The sequence below is a fragment of the Methylobacterium sp. HJ2 genome (genome assembly GCF_056431005.1).
In genome coordinates this window covers 368,917-394,143 of sequence record NZ_JBWJYM010000003.1, presented here as the reverse complement: position 1 = coordinate 394,143, position 25,227 = coordinate 368,917, and the positions used below count along the sequence as shown (strand labels likewise).

Genomic DNA, 25,227 nt, shown 5'->3' with positions numbered 1-25,227 from the left:
GGGGCGTCCCGTCAGGCCGGACAGGGGCACAGCGTCGGAGGATGCCGGTGAGCGAGAGCGCGGACGACCTGCCCCTGGTGGTGTTGACGAACCCGATCCATCCCGACGCGGTTGCGCATCTGGGCGCCAGCGCCCGCGTCGTCACCGCGCCCGACACCGGCGCCGACACCCTGCGGCGGCTGGCGGCGGCGGCCTCCGGCCTGATCGTGCGGGCGCAATTGCCAGACGACATCCTCGACCATGCGCCCCGCCTGCGCGGCATCGTCCGGCACGGCGTCGGGCTCGATTTCGTGCCCCTCGCCGCCGCGACCGCGCGCGGGGTGCCGGTGGCGAACCTGCCGGGCAGCAACACCCGCGCGGTGGCCGAGTACGTCTTCGCCGCCCTGTTCCGGCTCCGGCGCGACCTCGGAGGCGTGGATCGCAGGCTGCGCGAGGCCGGCTGGCTCGCCGCCAAGGGCCTCGCCGACGCGCATCCGGAGATCGGTGGCGGCACGCTGGGGATCCTCGGCCTCGGCGAAATCGGCCGCCGCGTCGCAGGCATCGCCCGGCACGGCTTCGACATGCGGGTGCTCGCCACCTCGCGCCGGGCCGACGACGCCGGCGGGCTGGTCGAGCCGGTGACGATCGAGCGCTTGTTCTCGGACAGCGACGCCGTGGTGGTGGCCTGTCCGCTGACGCCCGAGACCCGCGGCCTCGTCGCGGCCGGGCCGATCGGCCGGATGCGCCGCGACGCGGTGCTGATCAACGTCGCGCGCGGGCCGATCGTCGACGCCGACGCGTTGGCCGACGCCCTTGAAACCGGCGCGATCGGCGGCGCGGCCCTCGACGTCTTCGCGGTGCAGCCGCTGCCGACCGATCACCGGCTGCGCGCCTGCCCCAATCTGCTGATGACACCCCACATCGCCGGCACCACGGCGACCAGCCTGCGCACGATGGGCATGGGCTCCGTCGAGGAGATGCTGCGCATCCTCCGGGGCGAGCCGCCGCGCAACCTCGTCAACCCGGAGGCGCTCGCCCGGTCAGCGGGACGCTAGGGCGCCCGCGATCGCGCCCTCCAGCGCCTCGGGCTTGGTCTTCGGCGCGTAGCGGCCGATCACCCGGCCGGCGCCGTCCGCCAGGAACTTGGTGAAGTTCCACTTGATGCCCTGCGAGCCGAGGAGGCCCGGCTTCTCGCGCTTCAGGTGGACGAAGAGCGGATCGGCCTCGGGGCCGTTGACGTTCACCTTGGCCAGCACCGGAAAGCTGACGTCGTAGGTCAGGCTGCAGAAGCGGGCGATCTCGGCGGCGTCCCCGGGCTCCTGGGCGCCGAACTGGTTGCATGGGAAGGCCAGCACCGCGAGCCCACGGTCGCGGTGGCGCCGCCACAGGGCCTCCAGCCCCTCGTACTGGCCGGTGAAGCCGCATTTCGAGGCGGTGTTGACGATGAGGACCGGGCGGCCGCGATACTGGGCGAGGGGATGGGGCGTCCCGTCCGCGGCGAGCGGCGAGAAGTCGTGGATCGTCGTCATAGACATGTTCTCTCGGTCTGACGGCGCGGAGGGCTTGCGCGGATCGACACGGTCGCGCGCGTCGATCCGCGGGACGGGACGTCCGGGTCTTGCCGGTGATCCCGTGTCCGCTCAGGCCGCCGTGCGCCGCTCCACCAGCCGCGCGAGGTAGGCGCTGCCGATCGGGATGATCGTGTCGTCGAAATTGTAGCTCGCGTTGTGCAGGCCGGGCCCTGGGTTCGAGCCGATCCAGGCATAGGCGCCGGGCACTGCGAGCGTCATGTCGGCGAAGTCCTCGCTGCCCATCCGCGGGGTGGCGTTGGTGTCGACCTTGTCGGCGCCGAACAGCTCGGCGGCGATCTCGGCCGCGGCGGCGGCCTGCTCGGGGGCGTTCTCCAGCACCGAGAACACGTCCTTGATGTCGACCGCGATCTCGGCGCCGTAGGCGGCGGCGTAACCCTGCGCCAGCTCGCGGATGCGCTGCGATGCGAGCGCCCGCAGAGCGTGATCGAAGGTGCGGATCGTGCCGGCGAGATGAGCCGATTCCGGCACGACGTTGTAGGCCGAGCCGGCATGGATCTGGGTGATCGACAGCACGATCGACTTCAGCGGGTCGGCGTTGCGCGACACGATCGACTGCATGGCCTGGGCGAGCGCCGTCGCGATCAGGATCGGGTCGATGCCGTGATGGGGCTGGGCGGCGTGGATGCCGCGGCCCCGCACGGTGATGTCGAAGAAGTCGGCCGCCGCCATGATCGGGCCGGGCCGGAGCTTGATCGCCCCGTGCGGCCCGTGCGGCTGGTTGTGCAGCCCGTAGATCTCGTCGCAGGGGAAGCGCTCGAACAGCCCGTCGGCCAGCATGGCGCGGGCGCCGCCGCGACCCTCCTCGGCGGGCTGGAACACGAACACGGCGGTGCCGTCGAAGTCCCGGGTCTCGGCGAGGTAGCGAGCGGCGCCGACGAGCATCGTGGTGTGCCCGTCATGTCCGCAGGCGTGCATCTTACCCGGATTTGTCGAGCGGTAGGGGAGGTTGGTCTCCTCCTCGATCGGCAGGGCGTCCATGTCGGCGCGCAGGCCGATGCGGCGGCCGTTGTCGCTGCGGCCCTTGAGGATGCCGACGACGCCGGTCCCGCCGATCCCGCGATGCACCTCGATGCCGTAGCCCTCGAGCAGCTCGGCGACGAGGCCGGCGGTGCGCAGCTCCTCGAAGCCGAGCTCCGGGTGGGCGTGCAGGTCGCGCCGCAAGGCGGTCAGTTCGTCGGCATAGGCGGTGATGCGGTCGATCGGGCTCATGCGCGGCTCTGCTCAGGGATCTCGCTTGAAGGGAGTCAGGGTGTCGAGTTCTCCGACGAGAGCATCGACGTGAGCGCGCTCCCGTCGCAAGTAGTCGGCCACGGCGCGGCGCAATCCCGGGTCGGCGATGTCATGGGCCGAGTGCATCACGACGGGCCGGTAGCCCCGCGCCAGCTTGTGCTCGCCCTGCGCCCCCGCCTCGACGCGCTTCAGACCGCGGGCGATGGCGAAGTCGATGGCCTGATAGTAGCAGATCTCGAAATGCAGGAAGGGATGGTCCTCGATGCAGCCCCAGTTGCGCCCGTAGAGCGCCACGTCGCCGATCAGGTTGATCGCGCCCGCGATGTAGCTGCCCGCGCGCCGGGCCATGACCAGGAGCACGCGCCCGGCCATCCGCTCCGAGAGCAGCGAGAAGAAGCGCCGGTTGAGGTAGGGCCGGCCCCATTTGCGCGAGCCGGTGTCGACGTAGAAGCGATAGAACGCGTCCCAATGCGCCTCGGTGATGTCCGCGCCCGTGAGGTGCTCCACCGTGATGCCCGCGGAGAGGGCGTCGCGGCGCTCGCGTCGGATGCTCTTGCGCTTGCGCGAGGCCAGCGCCTCCAAGAAGTCGTCGAAGGTCGCGTAGCCGCGGTTCTCCCAGTGGAACTGCTGATCGGTGCGCTTGAGGAAGCCCGCCGCGCCGGCGCGCTCCCACTCGGCCTCCTGCATGAAGGTGACGTGGATGGAGGAGGCCTCGGTCTGGTCCCGCAGCGCCCGCAGGCCCGCGATCAGCCCGGCCGTCGCGGTCGCCGGATCGGCGCCCGGGCCGATCAGGAAGCGGGGGCCCGTGACGGGGGTGAAAGGCACGCTCACTTGGAGCTTCGGGTAGTAGCTGCCGCCCGCCCGCTCGTAGGCGTCGGCCCAGCCGTGGTCGAAGACGTATTCGCCCTGGCTGTGCGATTTCAGGTAGCAGGGCGCCACGCCGAGCAGCGCGCCCTCGCGCTCAAGCGCGATGTGCAGAGGCAGCCAGCCGGTCTTGCGGGAGACGCAGCCCGATTCCTCCAGCGCCGACAGGAACGCGTGGGAGACGAACGGATTGTGGGTCTCGTCGCCGGCGGCCAGCGTCTCGGCGGAGGTGGCGCAGGCGTCCCAGGCCGCCGCGCCGATCTCCTTCAGGCCGGAGAGGGCCCGCACCTGCAGCGCGGTGGCGGCCTCTGGCGTCGCGGCAGGTGTCTCCATGCGGCGTAATCTAGCCGCCCGCGGGAGAGGAGCAAGCGACACCTGGGGTCGCGCGCCGTCGCAGGCCCGCGGACGTCGTCCATCGTCCGGCCGCGTCTCACCTTGGCAGCGCCAAGCGGTGGACGCCAACGTCGCGGACACGTTCTTCGTATCGACGGCTTTCGGATCGTACGGGCCGTGGGTGAGACATTATCGGGGTCGCGACCTGCCCGGCCTCGTCGTCTCCATCGAGCCGGGCCCGCAGGCGTGCAACGACTTCCTGCCCCGCCCCGCGTCCAGCGCCGCGAGGGGTCCGGTCATCGCCCGGGTCCGGCTGGATCGGGCGACGCTGCTCGATGTCTGGGATAGCGGCGCGTCGCGAAATCGCCGCGGGTCGCGGCGTTCCGCAGCGGGTCGCAGCGTCGGCCCTGATCCGGCCTCGGCCGGGTCCGGTCCGACGCGTCAGGGCACGAATCCCTCGAACACCATCTGGTCCGCATGGGCGGCGGCGTTGGCGCGTTGCTCGGGGGTGCGCACGGTCCAGGCCATCACCGGCATGTGCCCCAGGATGCGGGCGAGGTGGGTGGCGGCGGTGGGCAGATCGTCGACCCGCCAGGACAGGAAGTCGGGCCGGGTCTCCCCGATGTGCAGCAGATTGGCGAGGGAGCGGCGCTCGGCGACCGGCAGGGCGGCGTAGGACGGGTCGTCCTGGCTCGATTCGGCGACGATGCCGCGAGGGATCCGCTCCGGCAGCCAATCGCGCAGCGCCGCGACGATGCGGGGATCGAAGGATTTCAGGGCCACCGGCCCGTCGTAGCCCGAGACGAGAGCGGCGGTGCGGCGCGCGAGCGCGAGATCACCGTCGAAGCGCGACTTGATCTCGACGACGAGGGGAACGCGGGCCCCGATCGCTGCGAGGAACTCCGTCAGGGTCGGGATCGTGCCGGAGCTGCCGCCCACCGCGAGCCGGCCGAGCTCGGCCGCGGAGAGGGCGAAGACCGCCTCGCTCCGCTCCGTCAGCCGGCCGAGGGCGGCATCGTGGAACACCATCGCCTCGCCGTCGGCGCTCGCCTGCACGTCGCACTCGATGGCGAAGCCTCGCGCTATGGCGGCCTCGGCCGCGGGTATCGTGTTCTCCGGCCGCCCGGCCGCCCGGTCGTGCAGGCCGCGATGGGCGATCGGACTCGCAGTCAGCCAAGCGGGAGCGGGCATCAGCGCACCTCGAACATCGCCTCGACCTCGACGGCGACGCTCAGCGGAAGCTCCGCCACGCCCACGGTGGAACGGGCGTGGCGTCCCCGGTCGCCGAGCAGCTCGACCATCAGGTCGGAGGCGCCGTTCATGATTCCAGCGAGCCCCGGGAAGGTCGGCACCGCGTTGATGAAGCCGCCGAGCCGGACGCACTGGACCACCGCACGGTCGAGATCGCCGACCGCTGCCTCGAGCTGGGCCAGCACGTTGAGGGCACAGAGCCGGGCCGCGGCGACGCCAGCCTCGACCGAGACGGCGTCGCCGACCTTGCCGACGTGCTCGGGAGCGACCTTGCCGTCCGGCCCGAAGCAGATCTGCCCAGAGATCACGACGAGGTTGCCCGTGCGGACGAAGGGCACGTAGTTCGCCACGGGCGCGGCCGCCTTGGGCAACGCGAGGCCGAGCCGCTCCAGACGTTCCTTGACCGTGCTCATCCGATTCTCTCCCTCAGAAGCCTGCGCGAGAGGCTCTGAGCACAGGGACGGGGAGCCCCGCAAGGTGCCCGAAATTCGGGCGACATGGCAGGCAGGCCGGCCAAATCATTGACAGAGGAGCGGTGTTTCATAGTAATCGCGCGCGTGCCGCCCGGTCGACGAGGCGGCACTTTCATTTCGAGCGACCGCGCGGTGCGCGGACGGCCGACGACCCGGCGGATGCCCCGCATCCGCGCCCCACGAGAGACGGAGATGGGATCTGTGACATCCGCCCTTCTGCCGAACTATGCGCGGGCCCCGATCGCGTTCGAGCGCGGCGAGGGCGCCTGGCTCGTGGCGACGAACGGCGAGCGATACCTCGATTTCGGGGCGGGCGTCGCGGTGAACGCTCTGGGCCACGCCCATCCGCATCTCGTGGCGGCTCTGACCGAGCAGGCCCAGCGGGTCTGGCACGTCTCGAACCTGTACCAGATCCCGGAGGGCGAGCGCCTCGGGCAGCGGCTGGTGGACGCGACCTTCGCGGACATCGCCTTCTTCTGCAACTCGGGCGCCGAGGCGAACGAGGCCGCCATCAAGATGGCGCGCAAGTATCACGCCTCCGGCGGCCATCCGGAGCGCTTCCGCATCGTCACCTTCGAGGGCGCCTTCCATGGGCGCACCCTCGCCACCATCGCGGCGGGCGGCCAGCAGAAGTATATCGAGGGCTTCGGCCCCAAGGTCGACGGCTTCGATCAGGTGCCCGCGGGCGACATGGCGGCCCTGGAGGCGGCGATCACGCCCGAGACCGCGGCCCTGATGATCGAGCCGATCCAGGGCGAGGGCGGCGTCCGGGTGGTGCCCCATGCCGAGCTGCGCCGGATGCGCGAGCTCTGCGATCAGCACGGCCTGCTGCTGATCATGGACGAGGTCCAGACCGGGGTCGGGCGCACCGGCCGGCTGTTCGCGCACGAGTGGTCGGGCGTGACGCCCGACATCATGAGCGCGGCCAAGGGCATCGGCGGCGGCTTCCCGCTCGGCGCCTGCCTCGCCACGGCCGAGGCGGCCCGCGGCATGACGCCTGGGTCCCACGGCACCACCTTCGGGGGCAACCCGCTGGCGATGGCGGTGGGCAACGCCGTGCTCGACGTGGTCCTGGCGCCGGGCTTCCTCGATCACGTCAACCGCGTCTCCCTGCTGCTGAAGCAGAAGCTCGCCGGCCTGCGCGACCGGCATCCGGGCGTGCTCCAGGAGATCCGCGGCGAGGGCCTGATGCTCGGGCTCAAGCTGTCCGTGCCCAACACCGACTTCGCCGCCGCGGCACGCGCCGCGCACCTGCTGGTGATCCCGGCGGGCGACAACGTGGTCCGCCTGATCCCGCCGCTCATCGTCACGGGGAGCGACGTGGCGGAGGCCGTCGAGCGGCTGGAGGCTGCCGCCGCGGCCACCGAGGGGGCGATGCGCGGCGCGGCCGAGTGAGGAGCCGCGCGGCGGGCGAAGGCCCCGCGCGACGCGGCAGAAGCGGAATCCTGAGAAACGACGTGTTGAGATGAAAGCCCAGACGAACGGCCACGCGCAGGCCGCCACGACCGGCCCGCGCCACTTCCTCGACCTCAAGGACATCTCCGGAGCGGAGCTGCGCGCGGTGCTCGACGCCAGCGCCGCGATGAAGCGGGACCGCCGCAAGGGCGAGCCGCCGGCCGAGCGCCCGCTCGCCGGCAAGTATCTCGGCATGGTGTTCGACCGGCCCTCGACCCGCACCCGCGTCTCCTTCGACGTGGCCATGCGCGACCTCGGCGGCGAGACCCTGATGCTCACCGGCAGCGAGATGCAGCTCGGCCGCGGCGAGACCATCGGCGACACCGCGCAGGTGCTCTCCCGCTTCGTCGACGCGATCATGATCCGCATCCTCGACCACGGGCTGATGCTGGAGCTGGCGGAGAACGCCACGGTGCCGGTCATCAATGCGCTGACCAAGGTCTCGCATCCCTGCCAGATCATGGCCGACGTGCTGACCTTCGAGGAGCATCGCGGGCCGATCCGCGGCCGCACCGTGGCGTGGTCCGGCGACGGCAACAACGTTCTGGCGAGCTGGGTGCACGCTGCCGCGCGCTTCGACTTTACCCTCAACGTCGCCACCCCGCCCGAGCTCGCGCCGCCTGCCGCCCTGATGGCCTGGGCCCGGAGCGAGGGCGCGCGCGTCAACCTGACGACGGACGCCTTCGCGGCGGCGGCGGGGGCCGACGCGGTGGTGACCGATTGCTGGGTCTCGATGGGCGACGACGACGGCGAGCACCGCCACAACCTGCTCTCGCCCTACCAGGTCAATGCCCGGCTGATGGGGGTCGCGGCCAAGGACGCGGTCTTCATGCATTGCCTGCCCGCCCATCGCGGGGAGGAGGTGACGGCCGAGGTGATGGACGGCCCGCAATCGGTGGTCTTCGACGAGGCCGAGAACCGTTTGCACGCGCAGAAGGGCGTGCTGGCCTGGTGCCTGCGCGCCAACGGGCTGTAGGGGTCGCGAATCCGGAGCTGGCGCACCATATCGCGGGAACGAGCGGTTCCCGCTCCTTCCAGATCCCCCCGGCATCGCCGACGCGCGCTCCGCCCCCGACCGGGCTCGGACGATTGCGCGCGCGGCCCGAGACGAGCGGAGCCAGCATGACCTCCGGACACGAGACGTCCCGCGCGATCCAGACCAACGGCCAGATGGGCGAGCACGAGGGCGACGACGACGCGGTGCTGCCCTTCGCCGTCGAGGCACTCGACGTGCGCGGGCGCGTGGTCCGGCTCGGGCCCTCCGTGGACACCATCCTGCGCCGCCACGGCTATCCCGACGCGGTGGCGCGGCTGCTCGGCGAGGCCGCGGCGCTCACCGTGCTGCTGGGCTCCTCCCTGAAGTTCGAGGGCCGCTTCCAGCTCCAGACCAAGACCGACGGCCCGGTCGAGATGATCGTCGTCGATTTCGAGGCGCCCGACCGGCTGCGCGCCACGGCCCGCTTCGACGCGGAGCGCGTCGCCGGCCTCGGTAGCGCGCCGCTCAGGACGCAGGATCTCGTCGGCCGCGGCCATCTCGCCATGACGATCGACCAGGGCTCGGCCGCAAGCCGCTATCAAGGCATCGTGGCTCTGGAGGGCCAGAGCTTCGAGGAAGCGGCGCACCAGTATTTCCGTCAGTCCGAGCAGATCCCGACCGAGGTCCGCCTCGCGGTGGCCGAGGCGATCGGCGCGAGCGAGGGGCGCTGGCGGGCGGGCGGGCTGCTGGTGCAGTTCCTGCCGCAATCGGTCGACCGCGCCCGGCTCGCCGACCTGCCGCCCGGGGACATTCCCGAGGGAAGCGTCCATCTCGGCGAGGGCAAGGCGCCGGAGGACGATGCCTGGGTCGAGGCTCGCTCCCTCGTCGGCACCATCGAGGATCACGAGCTCGTCGATCCGGGCGTGTCGAGCGAGCGGTTGCTCTACCGGTTGTTCCACGAGCGCGGCGTGCGGGTGTTCGACAGTCAACCCGTGCGCGAGACCTGCCGCTGCTCGCGCGAGCGCGTGATGGGGATGATCCGCTCCTTCTCCCCCGAGGACCGGCGGGACATGGTGGCCGATGACGGGCGGATCGTGATCACCTGCGAGTTCTGTTCGCGCCGCTACGATCTCGACCCGGCCGAGGTCGAGCGCGAGATCGAGGCACGGCCGGCCCAGTAGAAGCCGGCCGCAACGCGCGGCAACGCGATAACGCGTAAGCTTTCGAGCAAGCTTTGCCGTTCTCGTCTTTGCGACGATGCGCAGAACGACGTTTTTCCGGTGAACCGTTTCGCGACGTGCGGCGTTTCGAGCCCAGTCAAGATCATCCCGGAGGAAACATCATGCGCAAGATCGCAGTCGGTCTGGCCGCACTTCTGTTCAGCACCTCAGTCTACGCGCAGGGCGCCGCGGGCGGGGCCGCAGCGAATGCCGGTGGCGGCGGCCGCGGCGGTTCCGAATCCAGTATGAAGGCCGGAGGATCCGCCTCGCGCGGCGGGCAGTCCGGCGGGATGGAGCGCGGCGACCGTGGCGGCGGGATGGGCCGCGACGCGTCGGCCCAGCGCTCCGGCGGCAACGAGGGCAGCAAGGCGGATCGCGGCGGCGACACGGCCGCGCGCGGCGACCGGGACGGCGGCCCGCGCGACCGCACCGAGGCGCGCAACGGACGCGATGGCCGCGATGGCGATCGCGACATGCGCCGCGGGCGCGACGAGGCGCGAGGCGACCGTGTCCGCGACAGCCGGCACAGCGAGCGCGGCGAGTTCCGTGGCCGCACGGATGTCCGCAGCCGCACCGACGTGTCCGAGGGCGGCTTCCGCCGCGAGGGCCGCTTCGTCTTCATCGGCGGGCGCCGCGTGGTCTACGGCTCGCCCGAGTACCGCCGGCTGATCGTCACCGAGCACCGCAGCGGGCCGCGCCAGCGCTACGTCCTGATCCGGGGCCAGCGCGTCCTCTACGGCTCGCCGGAATATCGCCGTCTGGTGAGCATCCGCGAGAGCGGACCCCGCACCCGCTACGTCACCATCCGGGGCCAGCGCGTCCTCTACGGCTCGCCCGAGTACCGCCGCCTCTCGGTCACCACGACCGAGCGCCGGGGCGGAACCGTCAACGCGAACTTCAGCGAGCGCAGCCGGACCGATATCCGCAGCCGGCACGAGGACCATGCGGGGCGCGGCGACCACGGCTTCGGCCGGGACGCTGACCGTCACGAGAGTCGCAACGCCGGCATGCAGGATCGCGGCGGCCGGGACGGCATGCGCAATGCCGACACCCGGGGCCGCGGCGGCCGGGATCAGGACGGCATGCGCAACGTCTCCGACACGGGCGGCGCCAAGAGCGGTATGAACGGCGCCATGGACAAGGGCGGCAAGGCCGGCGGCGCGGACCGCGGCGGCATGGGTGCCGGCACGGGCGGCGGGCGCCAGGGCGGCAGCGGCCGTGAAGGCGGCATGGGCGGCGGCAACGCCGGAGCCCGCAACTGACCTGACCGGATCACGGACGTCCGCCCCCGCCGGGGGTGGACGTCCCGCTTAGAAACTCCCACAAAGCCGGGGCGCGGGCATCGTCGGATGCACCGCGCTCCGCGCCGTTTCGAGGATGCCTGCCGCGTCGAGCGGGCGAACCCGACCCGATCCTCAACCGCGCCTCGTAGGCCCTCGTTCGTGAGCCCGGGGTCAGGTCTTGAGAACGGGCTCCGCGATGTCGCCACCGCCGCGCTGGGCCAGATAATCTGGCTGGAACAGACACATCCGAACCGCGTCCCGGTAACGTCCGTTGACGAAGAACTCGTCTCGCAGAACGCCCTCGGGTCGGAAGCCGCAACGCTCGTAGATCTGGACCGCGCGCTTGTTGTCCTTGTCGACGTGCAAGTAGAGCTTGTGGATGTTGAGCACGCTGAAGGCGTAGTCGATCGCGACGCGCGTGGCCTGCCACGCATAACCCCTGCCCTGAAAATTCGGGTGGATCGCGATCTGGAATTCGCAGCGCCGGTGCAGGTGGTTGATCTCCACCAGTTCGACCATGCCGGCATTCTCGTTGCGGGCGGTCGCGATGATGAAGCGCCGCTCGGTCTGGTTGTGGATGTTGCGCTCGTAGAGCTGCGCCAGCTCGGCGTAGGATTCGTAGGCCTCCTCGAACCAGTAGCGCATGATGCTGTCGTTGTTGTTGAGCTGGTGCACGAAGAGCAGGTCCTCCCGCTCCAGCGGCCGCAGCTTGACGCGATCGCCGGGCTCGCTCATCGGGCGCATTCCACGATCAGGCGGCGCAGGGCCGCCTCGCCGTCCGCGAGCGCCTTCAGGGTGATGTACTCGTCGGGCTGATGCGCTTGGTCGATCGAGCCGGGGCCGCAGACGATGGTGGGCAATCCGGCGCCCTGGAAGCGTCCGGCCTCGGTGGCGTAGGGCACCGAGATCGTGCGATTGCGGCCCGCCACCCGGAGCGCGAGGCGTTCCGCTTCCGAGCCCGGCTCCGGTGCGAGGCCCGGCACCGCCACCTCCTCCACGGTCTCGATGCGTCCGTACTCGCCGTGGCGGTTGAGACGCTCCCGCACCACGCGCTCGCTGGCGCGGGCGAAGAGCGCCGGGATCTCGGCGGCGTCGAGATCCGGCAAGCCGCGATACTCCCAGTGGAAGCTGCAGAGCTTGGGCAGGATGTTGCGGGCGGTGCCGCCCGCGATCGTGCCCACATGCACGGTCGTGTAGGGCGGGTCGAACCGACCCGAGACATCGCCCCGGGCGATCATCGCGTCGGCGATGCGATTGAGTTCGGCGACGAGATCGCAGGCCGCCATCACGGCGTTGGCCCCCAGCATCGGCTTGGAGGAATGGGCCTCGTGCCCGTGCACGGTGGTGGTGAGCGTGACGACGCTCTTGTGGGCATCCGCGACCTCGAGATCGGTCGGCTCGCCGACGATCACCGCGCCAGGACGCGGCAGGTCGACCCCGAAGCGCGCGATCGTATCGAGCACGCCGAGGCAGGTCGTCTCCTCGTCGTAGGAGAACAGCAGGTGGATCGGCCGCTTGAGGTCGGCCCGCAGCATCTCCGGCACCAGGGCGAGGCAGAGGGCGCAGAAGCCCTTCATGTCGACGGCGCCGCGGCCGTAGGCGCGTCCATCCGCGACCCGCAGCGTGAAGGGGTCGGCGCTCCAGCTCTGGCCGGTCACCGGTACCACGTCGGTATGGCCCGACAGCACCACGCCGCCGTCGATCGCCGGACCGATCGTGGCGAACAGAGCGGCCTTGTCGCCGGCCGCGTTGGGGATCCGGATGGACGGTACGCCCCAGCCGTCGAGATAGGCGCAGACCCAGTCGATGAGGTCGAGGTTCGAGCGCGCGCTCTCGGTGTCGAAAGCGACGAGGCGAGCAAGCAGGTCGAGCGGCTCCAGCCGCTCACCGGTCTCAGGCATGGTTCGGCTCACGGGTAGCGCCCGGCGCGGCGCCCGCCCGTTCTAGCTCAGTGGAGGCTGCGGCGCACGTGCGGGCTGTCGAGAGAGAAGGCCGGGATCTCGGCCTCGAAGCTCTCGCCGGCGACGGTGGCCATGGTGTAGCTGCCGGCCATCAGGCCGTCCGGCGTGGTGAGCGGACAGCCACTGGTGTAGCTGAACGATTCGCCCGGTTCGAGCACGGGCTGCTTGCCGACGACGCCGGTGCCGCGCACCTCCTGGCACGAGCCGTGCCCGTCGATGATGCGCCAGTGGCGCGAGCGGAGCTGGACCTGCTCGTCGCCGTTGTTCACGATCTCGACCGTGTAGGCGAAGAAATAACGGCTCTCGCCCGGAGAGGATTCCTCCTCGACGAACCGGGGCATGACCGTCACGCTGATTCCGCGCGTCTGTGCCGTGTACATGGTCCTGACTGGCCTCTTCCGAGCGGGACCTCCACCGGCCGCACCCGATTCGGCTCGGCTTCTCGGACCGGTGGCCCACGTGGTAGTGGGCGGCGGAATCCGCGTCAATCGCGGGCGAGTACGGCGCGGGGCCGACCGCCGCGGCCTCGGGCGAGCCGCTTAACCGGCCCTTTAGGCGATCGGGCGGACAAGGATCGATCCTCGGACAGGGGCGCTCCGCCACGGCGGCGTCCCCCGCCCGACCGCCACGAGCCGCAGACAGGACGGGAACGCGCGATGGAAGCGAGCACGACGCGGGATCCTGCGGCCCGCCCGTCCGGAGACCGACCCGAGGGTATCCTGCCGGCCCAGGCCATCGCCGCGCTCGCGGAGGCTGGCGCGATCAAGCCGGCCGCGCCGTTCGCACCCGACCAGATCCAGCCGGCGAGCCTCGACCTTCGCCTGGGGCGGCGCGCCTTCCGGGTCCGCACCAGCTTCCTGCCCGGACGGGACCGGACGGTCGACGCCTGCGTCGCGACGCTCTCCCTGCATGCCATCGATCTCGGCCCCGGCGCCGTGCTGGAGACGGGCTGCGTCTACATCGCGGAGTTGCAGGAAGACCTGGCGCTGCCGGAGGATCTCGCGGCGAGCGCCAATCCGAAGAGCTCGACCGGGCGGATCGACGTGTTCACCCGCGTCATCACCGACCGCGCGGCGGCCTTCGATCAGGTCGAGGCCGGCTATCGCGGACCGCTCTATGCCGAGATCTCGCCCCGCACCTTCCCGGTGCTGGTGCGCACCGGCTCGCGCCTGTCGCAGATCCGCTTCCGCCGCGGCGAGCCGCGGCTGCGGGAGGCGGAGTTGCTGGCGCTCCACGCGCGCTCCCCCCTCGTCAGCGGCAGCGCCGGATCGTTCCTCGGCGGCGTCCCGGTCTCCGTCGATCTGGCGGGCTTCGACGGGCTGATCGGCTACCGGGCCAAGCGGCATACCGGCCTCGTCGACGTCGACGCGCCCGGGTGCCACCGCGTCGCCGCGTTCTGGGAGCCTCTGCCCTCCGACGGGTCGGGCACGCTGATCCTCGATCCCGGCCAGTTCTACATCCTGGCCTCGAAGGAAGCGGTGCAGGTGCCCCCCGACCATGCCGCCGAGATGGTGCCGTTCGACCCGCTCGTGGGCGAGTTCCGGGTGCATTACGCCGGCTTCTTCGATCCGGGCTTCGGTTACGACGGCGCGGGCGGCAGGGGCGCGCGCGCCGTGCTGGAGGTGCGCTCCCGCGACGTGCCGTTCCTGCTCGAGGACGGCCAGCTCGTCGGACGCCTCGTCTACGAGCGCATGGCGGAGCTGCCGCGCACCCTCTACGGGGCGGGCGCGGGCTCGAACTACCAAGCGCAGGGGCTGAAGCTCTCCAAGCACTTCGCCTAGCATCGCGGCCTCCTCGGCGGGAGCCCGCGCACGGCTCGGAATTTACCCGTCAGGTCCCGGCCACGGTCTGCGCGAAGGCGCGGACGAGGGGCATGTCGAGCTTCCCGGTCATGCCGAGCAGGATCTCGACCGCTTGGTCGCTCCGCATCGGCATGCGGTAGGGGCGGCTCTCCACCAGGGCGGCGTAGATGTCGCAGATCGTGGCGAGGCGCACCGGATCGCTGATCGCGCTGCCCGACAAGCCGTCCGGGTAGCCCGACCCGTCGAGCATCTCGTGATGATGGCGCACCACCGCGAGCGTCGGGGCGTCGAACCCTCCGGCGGCCACCAGGATTTCGTGGCCGATCGCCGCATGGGTGCGCATCACCGCGAATTCCGCCTCGTCGAGCCGACCCGGCTTGTTGAGGATCGCGAGCGGGATCCGCGCCTTCCCCACATCGTGGACGAGGGCGGCGCGCACCAGCTGCTGCCGGTCGCGATCGGAGAAGCCGAGTCCGATCGCAACGGTGGCGGCGAGCCCGGTGACGAGCAGGCAATGCTGGTAGGTGGCGTCGTCGTAGTTGCGGACTGTGGCGAGCCAGCGCTCCAGCCCCCCCGCTTCGACCGCGGTGAGCACCGGGCTCAGGCCGGCATCGATCGCGCCGGCATCGACGGCGCCGCCGCTGCGCACGGCGTCGAGCAGACCGGTGATCACCGTGCCGGCCTCGTCGGCCGCCTGCGCCACAACCGTCTCGACCGTCGCGGCGGCAGGGCGGAGATGCGCGAGCACGGCCTGTGCAACGGTGAGCGGAGGCGTCGCGCCCGGCAGGCAGAGCCCGGCGCCGAGGTTGCGCGCGATGCCCAGGCTGCGGCTCCCCATGCTGCGCATGAGGCAGATCAGGGGCGTCCGGCCGCTGCCGAGAGCTGCCAGCAGGCCGCGCAGGGTCCGCTCGGCGTCGGGCTGCATCAGGTCGATATCCGCAACCAGCCCCATCGCCGCGTCCGCGGTCGCGATCGTGCGACCCCGGATCGTCGTGACGTGGCACGGGGCGATCTGCTCCAGGAGCTGCGAGAGAGCGATGCTGCGGTCGGGACGATCGGTGAGAAGGACGAGCATGCCCGGCACAATTCCGCTGTGACGAAGGGCGTGACCGTTGGCGACGGCTCAGACCTACGTCTCCCACTCCGTCTTACGCGAAGGGATTTCCCAATTACCTAACGCGATACTGGACGGCGCCCCGGAATCTCATCATCGCCCCGTACGGAGGCCGCGGCGGTGGGTGGGCACGGCACGGCTCCGACGCCCTGGCCGCAGCGCGTCGCGCGGTCGACAGGGCGACGCTGCGCCGCCCGCGCCCGGCGAGGGGCGGTCAGGGGCGAATCGAGGGTCGGATCGTCGCTGCTGAGCGCCGGCAACGGTTCGAGCGCCAGGGCGACCGCGGCGGTGGCCGGCGGAGGATCCGGCACCCGGTCCACGGCTACGACGGGCTGAGGCGCAGCGGGAGGCGATCGGCGGCTGTCCTCAGAGTGTGGGATGGCGACGGCCGGCACCTCCGCGCGATCCGACTCGGTGCGGGACCTTGAGAACGGCTGGATCAGGGGAAGTGCGAAGGCCGAGAGCACCGCGAGGCCGAGCAGAGCACCGGTCGCCATCCCGGTCGCCACGCCACCGCGGCCTCCGGCCGAGACCGCACGCAGATCGCCCGGGACGAAGCGTCCCCGCCGCCGGAACAGGAGCATGCGCTCTGTCGAAGAGCGGAAGCGCGCGAGGTCGTCGGTCATCGCCTGAGCCGGCCGTGGGTCGTGCTGCCGAGCGGAGCGGTCATCTGCAGCGAAATCAAGGCGCTCGACCGCAGACCGCCGATTTTTCTCGCGACCGTTGCCTTCGCGCCGGACTCAGCGGCCGGCCGCCTCCGCGTCGACGAGCCAGACGAGACGCCCGAGGCTGGTCACCCGCCCGGCCGGCAAGGCTTCCCCCGCAGCGAGGCGGGTCAGAGGCCCGCGCTTGCCGGCTCCGGTCACGAGGAACAAAGCCCATCGCGAGGAGGCCAGCGCAGGAATGGTCAGGGTGATCCGCGGCACGAAGGGCGCGAGCCCGGCCTCCGGCACCGGGGCGACGAGCGCCTCGGTCTCGTCCAGGGCCGGCTTGCCAGGAAACAGCGAGGCGGTGTGCCCGTCCTCGCCGAGGCCAAGCAGCACGAGATCGAAGAGCGGCCGGGCGGGATCGAGCCGCTCGGCTCCATAGAAGTCGAGCAGGGTGCGGGCGTAGGCGCGGGCGCCCGCGTCGGGTCCGGTCTCGGACGGGATGGGATGCAGGTTCGACGCCGGCACGGGCGCATCCAGCCCGAAGGCGTCCCGCACCATGTGGAGGTTGCTGCGCGGGTCGTTCCGGGGCACCGCGCGCTCGTCGCCGAAGAACCAGTGCAGGCGCGCCCAGGGCAGACGCCCGACATAGTCGGGACCGGCGAGGAGGGCGTAGAGCCTCTTCGGCGTCGATCCCCCCGAGAGACACACGGCGATCCGCTCCGCCGGGGCGTCCCAGCAGAGGGCGACGAGGTGGTCGGCGGCGGCGCGCGCCACGGCGTCCGGATCGGCGAGAACCTGCGAATCCGGGGGGAGGGGGATCACCATCGCGCCGCTCACATCTTGGGCTGCTTCGGCTCGAGATGACCGCCGAAGCCGTGCCGCATCGCCGAGAGCAGCTTGTCGGCGTAGGAGACCTGCTCGCGCGAGCGGAAGCGCCGGTACAGCGCGTTCGACAGGACGGTGGCCGGCACCGCCTCCTCGATGGCCGCGTTGATGGTCCAGCGGCCCTCGCCCGAATCCTCGACGAAACCGGAGTAATCCTCCAGCTGCTCGTCGCCGGCCAGTGCGCTCGCCGTCAGGTCGAGCAGCCAGGACGAGACCACGCTGCCCCTCCGCCAGACCTCGGCGATGTCGCCGAGGTTGAGATCGAAGCGGCGCTCCTCCGGCAGGGACTCCGCCCCGGCGTGCCGGAGGATATCGAAGCCCTCGGCATAGGCCTGCATCAGCCCGTACTCGATGCCGTTGTGGATCATCTTGACGAAATGGCCGGCGCCCGAAGGCCCGGCATGAATGTAGCCATGCTCCGCCCGCGGGTCGCGCCCCTCGCGGCCCGGCGTCCGGGGGATCTCACCGAGGCCCGGTGCCAGGGTGGCGAAGATCGGGTCGAGCCGGTCGACGGTTTCCTTGTCGCCGCCGATCATCATGCAATAGCCGCGCTCCAGGCCCCAGACGCCGCCCGAGGTGCCGACATCGACGTAGTGGATGCCCTTGTCGCGCAGCTGGATCGCCCGCCGCACATCGTCGCCGTAGAACGAGTTGCCGCCGTCGATGATCGTGTCCCCGGAGGCCATCGAGGCGCCCAGCGCCTTCACGGTCTCCTCGGTGATCGCACCCGCCGGCAGCATCACCCAGGCCGCACGCGGCACCTCAAGCTTGGCCACGAGATCGTCCAGGCTGTCGGCGCCGATGGCGCCCGCCTCGACGAGGGCTGCCACCGCCTTCGGGTCGCGATCATAGACCACGGCCGTATGCCCGTTGCGCAGCAGGCGGCGCACGATGTTGCCGCCCATCCGCCCCAGTCCGATCATTCCGAGTTGCATCGCAGCCGATCCTTCCGAATGCCCCGTCGAAAACCTCCCCGGGCGCGGCGCCCGGGGTCGGACGTGCCGGCGCTCAGGCGAGCGCGGCCTTGAGCGCCGCGGCGACGCGCTCCAGCCCCGCCGGGAGATCACCCTTGAGGTGAACCCGCAGAGCGCGGCGCCCGCGCTCGGCCAGGACCGCGAAGTCGCCGCGGGCCTGCGCGGCAACGACCGTGCCGAAGCCCAGCTTGCGCCCCGGGATCGCGAGGTCGGCGCTCGGCTCGGCGGTGATCTGGACGAACACGCCGGTATCGGGACCGCCCTTGTAGGCCTGCCCCGTCGAGTGCAGGAATCGCGGCCCGAACTCGAGGCAGGTGGCGACGTGGCGCGCGTCGCGCACCGCGAGCCGCGCGGCCTGCAAGGCATCGTGCGTCTGCGCGTTGCGGGGCACATAGGCCAGGAGCGCGAGGTAATCGGACGCCTTCAGCCGGCCGAGATGGGCCTTGAGGGCCGCGTCGAGCCCATCGCGTGCCTGCGGCAGGGCCTCGGCATTCGCCGCGTCGGCGTAGAGGGCGACGCCGTCGTCCTCGTAGAGCGGCGTCTCGTCGGGGAGCGCCCCGCTCGCCTCGGCCGCCGAGAACAGCTTCTTCGTCTCGATCTTGCTCGCCTCGACATCGGGCTGGTCGAACGGGTTGATCCCGAGGATCGCGCCGGCCACGGCCGTCGCCATCTCGAAGCGGAAGAATTCCTGCGGCAGTTGCTCGACGCGGTCGAGGGTGATGCGTACCACCGGGTGCCCCTCGCGCTCCAGGCTGCGCAAGGCCTCGTCCTGCTGCGTCACGGCATGGCCGTCGACGCGCAGGTAGACGAAGATCCGGTCGTGGCCGTAGGCCGCCGGGACGTCGACGGGCTCGCCGTCGATCGGGATCAGGCCCTTGCCCTGCTTGCCCGTCGATTCGGCGATGAGCTGCTCCGCCCAACCGCCGAAGCTCGCGATGTCGGGCGAGGCGACGAGGGTGACCTTGTCGCGCCCGTTGCGCGCCGCCGTGCCGAGCGCGGCGCCGAGCACCACGCCCGGATTCTCGGAGGGCGGCACGGCCGGGCCGCAGGAGCGGACCATGGTGCGGGCGGTGTCGAGGAACTCGGCGACGTCGATCCCGATCGCGGCGGCCGGCACCAGCCCGAAGGCCGAGAGCACGGAGTAGCGCCCGCCGATCTGCGGCACACCATGGAAGATCTTCGCGAAGCCGTCGTCCCGGGCGGCCGTCTCCATCGCGGAACCCGGATCGGTGACGGCGACGAAATGCGCGCCGGCCTTGTCGCCGACGACCGCTTTCATCCGGCCGAGGAAATAGTCGCGGAAGACGTTGGGCTCCAGCGTCGAGCCGGATTTCGAGGCGACGATGAACAGGGTGCGCTTCAGGTCGATCGCCGCCTCGACGGCGCGGACCTCATCCGGATGCGTCGAGTCGAGGATGCGCAGCTTCGGGAAGCCTTCCCGGCTGCCGTAGGTCAGGCTCAGCACCTCCGGCCCGAGGCTGGAGCCGCCCATGCCGAGCACCACGGCGTCGCTGAAGCCCTGCGCCTTCACCCACTCGGCGAACGCGGCGTAGCGGTCGGCCTGCTCGCGCTCGTCCTCGACGATCCGGAGCCAGCCGAGCCACTTGTTCTCGTCGGCGCCGGACCAGACGGAGGTGTCGTGGGCCCAGAGCCGCCGGATCGCGCCGCTGGCGCGCCAGGATTCGACGGCCTTGCCGGTCTCGTTCGCGAGCGCCTCCGGCATGGCGAGGCTCTGGGCGTTGAGGCGATGCCCGAGAAGGCCGGCGCGCTTGCCCGCGACCGCGCCGAGCAGCTTGTCGGCGGCGTCGATGAAGAGCTGCACGCCCTCCTCGACGAGCTGCCGGGCGACGGCCTCGATGTCGATGCCGGCCTTGGCGAGGGCAGCCATCACCGTGCGGGCGCCGTCGACATCCTGCTCAATCGTGGCCCGCACCACCCCGTGGTCGCGGAAAGCGTCCATGGTCGCGGGCGGCATGGTGTTGACGGTGTTCGGTCCGATCAGCTCCTCGACGTAGAGGACGTCGCGGTAGGCCTTGTTCTTGGTCCCCGTCGAGGCCCAGAGCAGGCGCTGCGCCTTGGCGCCTTTCTCGGCGAGCGCCGTCCACCCGGCCTCGGAGAAGATCGCCTTGTAGCGCTGGTACGCGAGCTTGGCGTTGGCGATCGCCACCTTGCCCTTGAGGGCTTCGAGCGCGGCCTTGGCCTCCGGATCGTTGAGGGCGGCGGCCTTCTCGTCGATCAGCTTGTCCACGAGGCTGTCGATGCGGCTGATGAAGAAGCTCGCGACGCTGGCGATGCGTGAGACGTCGCCGCCGTTGCGCGCGCGCTCCTCGAGCCCCTCGACGAAGGCGCGGGCGACCTTTTCGTAGGCGTCCTGCGAGAACAGCAGCGTGACGTTGATCGAGATGCCCTCCGCCGTGAGCTGGCGGATCGCCGGGATGCCCTCCGGGGTGGCGGGCACCTTCACCATGAGGTTGTCGCGCTGGACCATCCCGTGCAGGCGGCGTGCCTCGACGAGCGTCGCCTCGGTGTCGAGAGCGAGATAGGGGGAGACCTCGAGGCTGACGTAGCCGTCGGCCCCGTCGCTCGCCTCGTAGACCGGGCGGAGCACGTCGGCCGCCGCCTGGATGTCGGCGATCGCCAGCCCCTCGTAGAGGTCGATGACGCGGCTGTCGCCGCCGTCCATCACGCTCTTGAGGCTCGCATCGTACTCGTCCGAATGCCCGATCGCCTTCTCGAAGATCGACGGGTTCGAGGTGACGCCGCGCAGGCCGTCGCGTTCGACCAGGGTCTTCAGCTCGCCCTTGGCGATGAATCCGCGGGCCACGAAATCGAGCCAGACCGCTTGATCCTGTTCGGTGTGCAGGGCCTTGAGCGCGTTCATGTCGAATCCTCGCGAAGTCTCCGGCGCCAGCGGGCGGGTCGGCGCCGATCCGGACCGTCGTCCAGAGAATGTAGGGGCGCGGACCGCCCGCTCACACGGGGGCGGTCCGCGCCGGGACGCCTATTTCTTGTGCTTGGCGATCTGGGCGCGGGCGGCCAGCAGCACCTTCTCGGGGGTGAAGCCGAACTTCGTGAGCAGGTCCTTCAGCGGCGCGGACGACCCGAAGGTGTGCATGCCGATAATGGTGCCGGCCGAGCCCGCGTAGCGGTCCCAGCCGATCACCGAGCCCTGCTCGACTGCCACGCGGGCGAGCACGCCCGGCGGCAGCACGCTGTCGCGATAGGCCTCGTCCTGGCGCTCGAAGAGGTCCCAGGACGGCATCGAGACGACACGGGCCTTCACGCCCTCGGCTTTCAGGGTTTCGTAGGTCGAGACGCAGAGCTGCACCTCGGATCCAGACGCCATCAGGATCACCTCCGGCGTGCCCTCGCAATCGGCGAGCACGTAGCCGCCCTTGGCCGTGCCGGCGGCGGCCCCGTACCGGGCGCGGTCGAAGGTCGGGAGCGGCTGGCGGGAGAGCGCGAGCACCGCGGGCTGGTTCTTCAGGGAGAAGATCACCCGGTAGGCCTCGGCCACCTCGTTGGCGTCGGCCGGGCGCAGCGTCACGAGGCCCGGGATGACGCGCAGGGAGAGGAGCTGCTCCACGGGCTGGTGGGTCGGCCCGTCCTCGCCCACGCCGATCGAATCGTGGGTGAAGATATGGAAGACCGGCAGCTCCATCAGCGAGGCGAGCCGGATCGGCGGCCGCATGTAGTCGGCGAAGACCAGGAAGGTGGCGCCGTAGGCGCGCAGGCCGACGAGGCCGAGCCCGTTCACGATCGAACCCATCGCGTGCTCGCGCACGCCGAAATGGATGTTGCGCCCGCCCGGCTCGAACGGGGTGAGCGAGCCCGCGCCCTCGAAGGTCAGGTTCGACTTGTTCGACGGCGCGAGGTCGGCCGAGCCGCCGAGCAGGAACGGCACGTGCTGGGCGATCGCGTTCAGCACCTTGCCGGAGGATTCGCGCGTCGCGAGGCCCTTGGCGTCCGCCTCGAAGACCGGGATATCCTTGTCCCAGCCCTCGGGCAGCCGCCCCTCGAGGAAGGCATCGAGATCCTCCGCATGGGCGGCATCAGCCTCCCGGGCGGCCGTGAAGAAGCCCTGCCATTGGTCGAAGAGCGCGGCGCCGCGCTTGCCGATGCCCGCCCGGAAGGTCTCGTGCACGCCGTCGGGCACGAGAAACTGCGCGTCCTCGGGCCAGCCGTAGGCGCGCTTGGCGCCCTTCACTTCCTCCTCGCCGAGGGCATCCGAGTGGGCCTTGGCGGTGTTCTGCTTCTTCGGCGCGCCGTAACCGATGATCGAGTTGACGATGATGATCGTCGGCCGGTCGGAGGATTGCAGGAAGGTCTCGAGGGCCCCCGAGATCGCGTGGACGTCGTTGGCGTCGGCGACGCGCAGCACCTGCCAGCCATAGGCCAGGAAGCGGGTGGCGACCTCCTCGCCGAAGGCGAGTTCCGTGTGGCCCTCGATGGTGATGGTGTTGTTGTCGTAGATCCAGCACAAGTTCGACAGGCGCAGGTGCCCGGCGATGGAGGCCGCCTCCGAGGCCACGCCCTCCATCAGATCGCCGTCCGAGCAGATCGCGTAGACGTTGTAGTCGAACAGCGGCAGCTCGGGCCTGTTCAGGCGCTCGCCGAGGTAGCGACCGCCCATCGCCATGCCGACCGAGTTCGCCACGCCCTGGCCGAGGGGGCCGGTGGTGGTCTCGACGCCCGTGGTGAAGTGGTACTCGGGATGGCCGGGGGTGCGGCTGTCGAGCTGGCGGAACTGCTTGATGTCGTCGAGCGACACCGCGGGGCTGTTGCCGCCATCCGTCTCCGCGACCTCCGCGAGGTGCAGGAGCGCGTAGAGCAGCATCGAGGCGTGGCCCGCCGAGAGCACGAAGCGGTCGCGGTTCGGCCAGTGCGGGTGGGCGGGATCGTAGCGGAGATAGCGGTTCCACAGGGTGTAGGCCACCGGCGCAAGAGCCATCGGGGCGCCGGCATGCCCGGAATTGGCCTTCTGCACCGCGTCGATGGCGAGCGTCCGGATGGTATCGACCGCGCGTTTCTCGGCCTCGCTGAGGGCCGCCCTGGCGACCGTGTCTGCTCCGCTCATGGTGCTCGTCTTTCCACGTTTCTGGCGCCTCGAACCGAGTCCGGACGATCCCGTCGGGACGGCGGATGGGGACCTAGCTCAAGCGCCGCGCAGGCTTTCCGATGCCAACGCCGCGCGATCCGAGCGGGTTGGTATCAGAGCGCCGCCGCGGCGGCGACCCGTGCGCTGAGCGGGGTGCCTCCGCCCGCTCCCCGGTCCTCGGACCCGGACCCGCGCTCCTTGGCCGGGCCTTCCGTGCGGCTGTAATTGAGGATCGTGTTCACGAGCGCAACATGCGTGAAGGCCTGGGGGAAGTTGCCCACCTGTCGTTTGGCCTCGACGTCGTACTCCTCGGAGATCAACCCGACGTCGTTGCAGATGGCGATCAGGCGCTCGATGAGCGCGCGGGCCTCCTGCCGGCGCCCGAGGCAGATCAGGTTGTCGGCGTACCAAAAACTGCAGGGCAGGAACGCGCCCTCGCCCCCCGGCAGGCCGTCGGTGGACTGGTCGTGCGTCTCGTAGCGCAGGATGAAGCCGTCGCGCATCAGTTTCCGCCCCACCGCCTCGACGGTGCCGACCACCCGCGGGTCGTCCTGGGGCAGGAAGCCCATATGGGCCATCAGCAGCAGGCTCGCGTCGAGATCGGTCGAGCCGTAGAACTGCACGAAGCTGTTCTGGGCGCGGTCGAAGCCCTTCTCGCAGACCTCGGCATGGATCTCGTCGCGGGTCGCGCGCCAGCGCGCCACCGGAGGCTCCGGCAAGCGATGCCCGGCGAGGAGCCGGCTGGCCGAGCCCGACTCGGCGATGGCCTCCCAGCTCCGGATCGCGCGATCGTAGGCGACCCAGGCCATCACCTTGGAATGGGTGAAGTGCTTGCGCCCGCCGCGCACCTCCCAGATGCCCTCGTCGGGCTCGCGCCACGCCGTCTCGAGGTGGTTCATCAGCGCGCGCCCGACCCGGAAGCCCTCGCGATCCTCCGGCATGCCGCGCTGTCGGGCCTGGAATAGGGCATCGAAGACCTCGCCGTACACGTCGAGCTGGAACTGGTTGACCGCGGCGTTGCCGACGCGCACCGGCTTCGAGCCCTCGTAGCCCGGCAGCCAATCGAGCTCGATCTCCGGAAGCAGGCGCTCGCCCGCGATGCCGTAGAGGATGTGGGCCTGCTCCGGGTTGCCGGCGACTGCCCGGGTCAGCCAGTCGCGCCAGGCCCGCGCCTCGTCGAGGTAGCCCGAATCCATCAGGGCGAGCAGCGTAAACGTCGAGTCGCGCAGCCAGCAGAAGCGGTAGTCCCAGTTGCGCACGCCGCCGAGCTGCTCGGGCAGCGACGTCGTCGGCGCGGCGACGATTCCGCCGGTCGGCCGGTAGATCAGCGCCTTCAGGGTCAGGAGCGAGCGCTTGAGGATTGCGTCCCAGGGGGTGCCCTGGGCGCAGTGGTCGGACCAGTCGCGCCAAGCGCGGTCCGTCGCGGCGAGAACCTGCCGCGGCGAGATCGGCGGCGGATCCTCCTCGTGCGAGGCGCCGTAGCTGAGGACGAACCGCATGGTCTCGCCCGCGTGCACGGTGAAGTCGGAGACGGTCGTCTGATGCTTGGAGCCGTGCAGGGGCGCGTTGGTGCGCAGCACCACCTTGTGCGGTCCGGCAATCATGCGCAGATCGTCCAACTCGCTGCGCGAGACCCAGGGCACGGCCGATCCGTAATCGAAGCGCACCGCGATCTCCATGTGCATGGCGACGCGCCCGCTCACCCCCTCCACGAGCCGGATGAGGTGCGAGCCGTCGCCGGCCGGCATGAAGTCCGTCACCAGCACCTCGCCCTCGTGGGTCCGGTGGCGGGTCTCGAGCACCAGCGTGCCCTCGCGGTAGGCCCGGGTGGTCTGCGCGCCCTCCGCCACGGGGCCGAGCTGCCAGAACCCGTGCTCGCGGGTGCCGAGAAGCGCGGTGAAGAGCGCGGCGGCATCGAAGCGCGGCCAGCACAGCCAGTCGACGCTGCCGTCCCGGCTGATCAGCGCGGCGGTGCGTCCGTCGCCGACGAGCGCGTAATCCTCGATGCGTGCGGCCATGAACGAAGCGGATCCCGGGGCGGCAGGCCCTTGATGCACCGCACCTAGTTCGCGGGCAGTGCGGGTCCA

General features: G+C 71.0%; 20 protein-coding genes. 6 read left to right on the top strand and 14 right to left on the bottom strand.

The annotated features are described in order from the left end of the window. The first annotated feature begins 47 nt into the window (after positions 1-47). Complete coding sequence (locus tag ACS5RC_RS10420; protein WP_478343779.1) at positions 48-1,034, top strand: NAD(P)-dependent oxidoreductase; 987 nt, start codon at positions 48-50, stop codon at positions 1,032-1,034. Here the strand turns inward: ACS5RC_RS10420 and ACS5RC_RS10415 are convergent. From ACS5RC_RS10415 to ACS5RC_RS10395, 5 genes are all read right to left on the bottom strand, one after another. Then, positions 1,020-1,508, bottom strand: coding sequence for a glutathione peroxidase (locus tag ACS5RC_RS10415; protein WP_478343778.1), 489 nt, complete (start codon positions 1,506-1,508; stop codon positions 1,020-1,022). The two genes, ACS5RC_RS10420 and ACS5RC_RS10415, sit on opposite strands and share 15 nt — an antisense overlap. A 111-nt stretch (positions 1,509-1,619) precedes the next feature. After that, positions 1,620-2,780, bottom strand: a complete 1,161-nt coding sequence (locus ACS5RC_RS10410; RefSeq protein ID WP_478343777.1) for a M20 aminoacylase family protein — start codon at positions 2,778-2,780, stop codon at positions 1,620-1,622. A gap of 12 nt (positions 2,781-2,792) precedes the next feature. Further along, positions 2,793-3,998 (bottom strand): GNAT family N-acetyltransferase, encoded by a 1,206-nt coding sequence (locus ACS5RC_RS10405; protein WP_478343776.1) that lies wholly within the window; start codon positions 3,996-3,998, stop codon positions 2,793-2,795. 441 nt (positions 3,999-4,439) lie between these two features. Beyond that, the gene (locus tag ACS5RC_RS10400; RefSeq protein WP_478343775.1) at positions 4,440-5,189 is read right to left on the bottom strand and encodes a glycerophosphodiester phosphodiesterase family protein; all 750 of its coding nucleotides are present in this window, start codon (positions 5,187-5,189) and stop codon (positions 4,440-4,442) included. Further along, on the bottom strand, positions 5,189-5,662 hold the full coding sequence (locus ACS5RC_RS10395; protein ID WP_478343774.1) for a RidA family protein: 474 nt from the start codon (positions 5,660-5,662) through the stop codon (positions 5,189-5,191). The genes ACS5RC_RS10400 and ACS5RC_RS10395 overlap by 1 nt, the downstream gene beginning before the upstream one ends. A 261-nt stretch (positions 5,663-5,923) precedes the next feature. On the opposite strand from ACS5RC_RS10395, the gene ACS5RC_RS10390 reads away from it, so the two are divergent. From ACS5RC_RS10390 to ACS5RC_RS10375, 4 genes are all read left to right on the top strand, one after another. Continuing rightward, the gene (locus ACS5RC_RS10390; protein ID WP_478343773.1) at positions 5,924-7,117 is read left to right on the top strand and encodes an acetylornithine transaminase; all 1,194 of its coding nucleotides are present in this window, start codon (positions 5,924-5,926) and stop codon (positions 7,115-7,117) included. A 70-nt stretch (positions 7,118-7,187) separates the two neighbouring features. Next, entirely contained in the window at positions 7,188-8,153 is a 966-nt protein-coding gene (gene argF / locus ACS5RC_RS10385) for an ornithine carbamoyltransferase (protein ID WP_478343772.1), read from the top strand. 146 nt (positions 8,154-8,299) lie between these two features. After that, positions 8,300-9,334, top strand: a complete 1,035-nt coding sequence (locus ACS5RC_RS10380; protein ID WP_478343771.1) for an Hsp33 family molecular chaperone — start codon at positions 8,300-8,302, stop codon at positions 9,332-9,334. Between the two features lie 161 nt (positions 9,335-9,495). Further along, positions 9,496-10,635: a hypothetical protein gene (locus ACS5RC_RS10375; RefSeq protein WP_478343770.1), complete on the top strand. Its 1,140-nt coding sequence runs from the start codon at positions 9,496-9,498 to the stop codon at positions 10,633-10,635. A 192-nt stretch (positions 10,636-10,827) separates the two neighbouring features. On the opposite strand, the gene speG is transcribed toward ACS5RC_RS10375, so the two are convergent. From speG to apaG, 3 genes are read right to left on the bottom strand one after another with little or no spacing between them, the layout of a single operon-like run. Continuing rightward, positions 10,828-11,391: a spermidine N1-acetyltransferase gene (gene speG, locus ACS5RC_RS10370; protein WP_478343769.1), complete on the bottom strand. Its 564-nt coding sequence runs from the start codon at positions 11,389-11,391 to the stop codon at positions 10,828-10,830. Beyond that, positions 11,388-12,557, bottom strand: coding sequence for an acetylornithine deacetylase (gene argE, locus ACS5RC_RS10365; protein WP_478343768.1), 1,170 nt, complete (start codon positions 12,555-12,557; stop codon positions 11,388-11,390). The genes speG and argE overlap by 4 nt, the downstream gene beginning before the upstream one ends. A gap of 47 nt (positions 12,558-12,604) precedes the next feature. Further along, complete coding sequence (apaG, locus tag ACS5RC_RS10360; protein WP_478343767.1) at positions 12,605-12,997, bottom strand: Co2+/Mg2+ efflux protein ApaG; 393 nt, start codon at positions 12,995-12,997, stop codon at positions 12,605-12,607. A 276-nt stretch (positions 12,998-13,273) separates the two neighbouring features. On the opposite strand from apaG, the gene ACS5RC_RS10355 reads away from it, so the two are divergent. Further along, positions 13,274-14,398, top strand: a complete 1,125-nt coding sequence (locus ACS5RC_RS10355) for a 2'-deoxycytidine 5'-triphosphate deaminase (protein ID WP_478343766.1) — start codon at positions 13,274-13,276, stop codon at positions 14,396-14,398. A gap of 49 nt (positions 14,399-14,447) precedes the next feature. Here ACS5RC_RS10355 and ACS5RC_RS10350 read toward each other — a convergent pair whose 3' ends face one another. The 6 genes from ACS5RC_RS10350 to ACS5RC_RS10325 all read right to left on the bottom strand — a co-directional run bounded on the left by ACS5RC_RS10350 (position 14,448) and on the right by ACS5RC_RS10325 (position 25,158). Further along, the gene (locus tag ACS5RC_RS10350) at positions 14,448-15,494 is read right to left on the bottom strand and encodes an HD-GYP domain-containing protein (RefSeq protein WP_478343765.1); all 1,047 of its coding nucleotides are present in this window, start codon (positions 15,492-15,494) and stop codon (positions 14,448-14,450) included. Between the two features lie 779 nt (positions 15,495-16,273). After that, positions 16,274-17,005 (bottom strand): 6-phosphogluconolactonase, encoded by a 732-nt coding sequence (gene pgl / locus ACS5RC_RS10345; RefSeq protein WP_478343933.1) that lies wholly within the window; start codon positions 17,003-17,005, stop codon positions 16,274-16,276. Between the two features lie 11 nt (positions 17,006-17,016). Then, complete coding sequence (gene gnd, locus ACS5RC_RS10340) at positions 17,017-18,003, bottom strand: phosphogluconate dehydrogenase (NAD(+)-dependent, decarboxylating) (RefSeq protein WP_478343764.1); 987 nt, start codon at positions 18,001-18,003, stop codon at positions 17,017-17,019. A 73-nt stretch (positions 18,004-18,076) separates the two neighbouring features. Next, positions 18,077-20,923: a bifunctional transaldolase/phosoglucose isomerase gene (locus ACS5RC_RS10335; RefSeq protein ID WP_478343763.1), complete on the bottom strand. Its 2,847-nt coding sequence runs from the start codon at positions 20,921-20,923 to the stop codon at positions 18,077-18,079. Between the two features lie 120 nt (positions 20,924-21,043). Next, a complete protein-coding gene (tkt, locus tag ACS5RC_RS10330) occupies positions 21,044-23,119 on the bottom strand; it encodes a transketolase (protein WP_478343762.1) in 2,076 nt (691 codons plus the stop codon). Positions 23,120-23,253: 134 nt separating this feature from the next. Continuing rightward, positions 23,254-25,158, bottom strand: a complete 1,905-nt coding sequence (locus ACS5RC_RS10325; protein ID WP_478343761.1) for a glycoside hydrolase family 15 protein — start codon at positions 25,156-25,158, stop codon at positions 23,254-23,256. Positions 25,159-25,227: the final 69 nt, after the last annotated feature.

What these genes read in the sequence shown, in the direction of transcription:
- ACS5RC_RS10355 (WP_478343766.1), top strand. Translation starts at nt 13,274, where the DNA reads ATGGAAGCGAGCACGACGCGGGATCCTGCGGCCCGCCCGTCCGGAGAC.
- ACS5RC_RS10375 (WP_478343770.1), top strand. Translation starts at nt 9,496, where the DNA reads ATGCGCAAGATCGCAGTCGGTCTGGCCGCACTTCTGTTCAGCACCTCA.
- argE (WP_478343768.1), bottom strand. Translation starts at nt 12,557, where the DNA reads ATGCCTGAGACCGGTGAGCGGCTGGAGCCGCTCGACCTGCTTGCTCGC.
- ACS5RC_RS10410 (WP_478343777.1), bottom strand. Translation starts at nt 2,780, where the DNA reads ATGAGCCCGATCGACCGCATCACCGCCTATGCCGACGAACTGACCGCC.
- ACS5RC_RS10395 (WP_478343774.1), bottom strand. Translation starts at nt 5,662, where the DNA reads ATGAGCACGGTCAAGGAACGTCTGGAGCGGCTCGGCCTCGCGTTGCCC.
- ACS5RC_RS10400 (WP_478343775.1), bottom strand. Translation starts at nt 5,189, where the DNA reads ATGCCCGCTCCCGCTTGGCTGACTGCGAGTCCGATCGCCCATCGCGGC.
- apaG (WP_478343767.1), bottom strand. Translation starts at nt 12,997, where the DNA reads ATGTACACGGCACAGACGCGCGGAATCAGCGTGACGGTCATGCCCCGG.
- speG (WP_478343769.1), bottom strand. Translation starts at nt 11,391, where the DNA reads ATGAGCGAGCCCGGCGATCGCGTCAAGCTGCGGCCGCTGGAGCGGGAG.
- ACS5RC_RS10335 (WP_478343763.1), bottom strand. Translation starts at nt 20,923, where the DNA reads ATGAACGCGCTCAAGGCCCTGCACACCGAACAGGATCAAGCGGTCTGG.
- tkt (WP_478343762.1), bottom strand. Translation starts at nt 23,119, where the DNA reads ATGAGCGGAGCAGACACGGTCGCCAGGGCGGCCCTCAGCGAGGCCGAG.
- ACS5RC_RS10405 (WP_478343776.1), bottom strand. Translation starts at nt 3,998, where the DNA reads ATGGAGACACCTGCCGCGACGCCAGAGGCCGCCACCGCGCTGCAGGTG.
- ACS5RC_RS10325 (WP_478343761.1), bottom strand. Translation starts at nt 25,158, where the DNA reads ATGGCCGCACGCATCGAGGATTACGCGCTCGTCGGCGACGGACGCACC.
- argF (WP_478343772.1), top strand. Translation starts at nt 7,188, where the DNA reads ATGAAAGCCCAGACGAACGGCCACGCGCAGGCCGCCACGACCGGCCCG.
- ACS5RC_RS10380 (WP_478343771.1), top strand. Translation starts at nt 8,300, where the DNA reads ATGACCTCCGGACACGAGACGTCCCGCGCGATCCAGACCAACGGCCAG.
- ACS5RC_RS10350 (WP_478343765.1), bottom strand. Translation starts at nt 15,494, where the DNA reads ATGCTCGTCCTTCTCACCGATCGTCCCGACCGCAGCATCGCTCTCTCG.
- gnd (WP_478343764.1), bottom strand. Translation starts at nt 18,003, where the DNA reads ATGCAACTCGGAATGATCGGACTGGGGCGGATGGGCGGCAACATCGTG.
- ACS5RC_RS10415 (WP_478343778.1), bottom strand. Translation starts at nt 1,508, where the DNA reads ATGACGACGATCCACGACTTCTCGCCGCTCGCCGCGGACGGGACGCCC.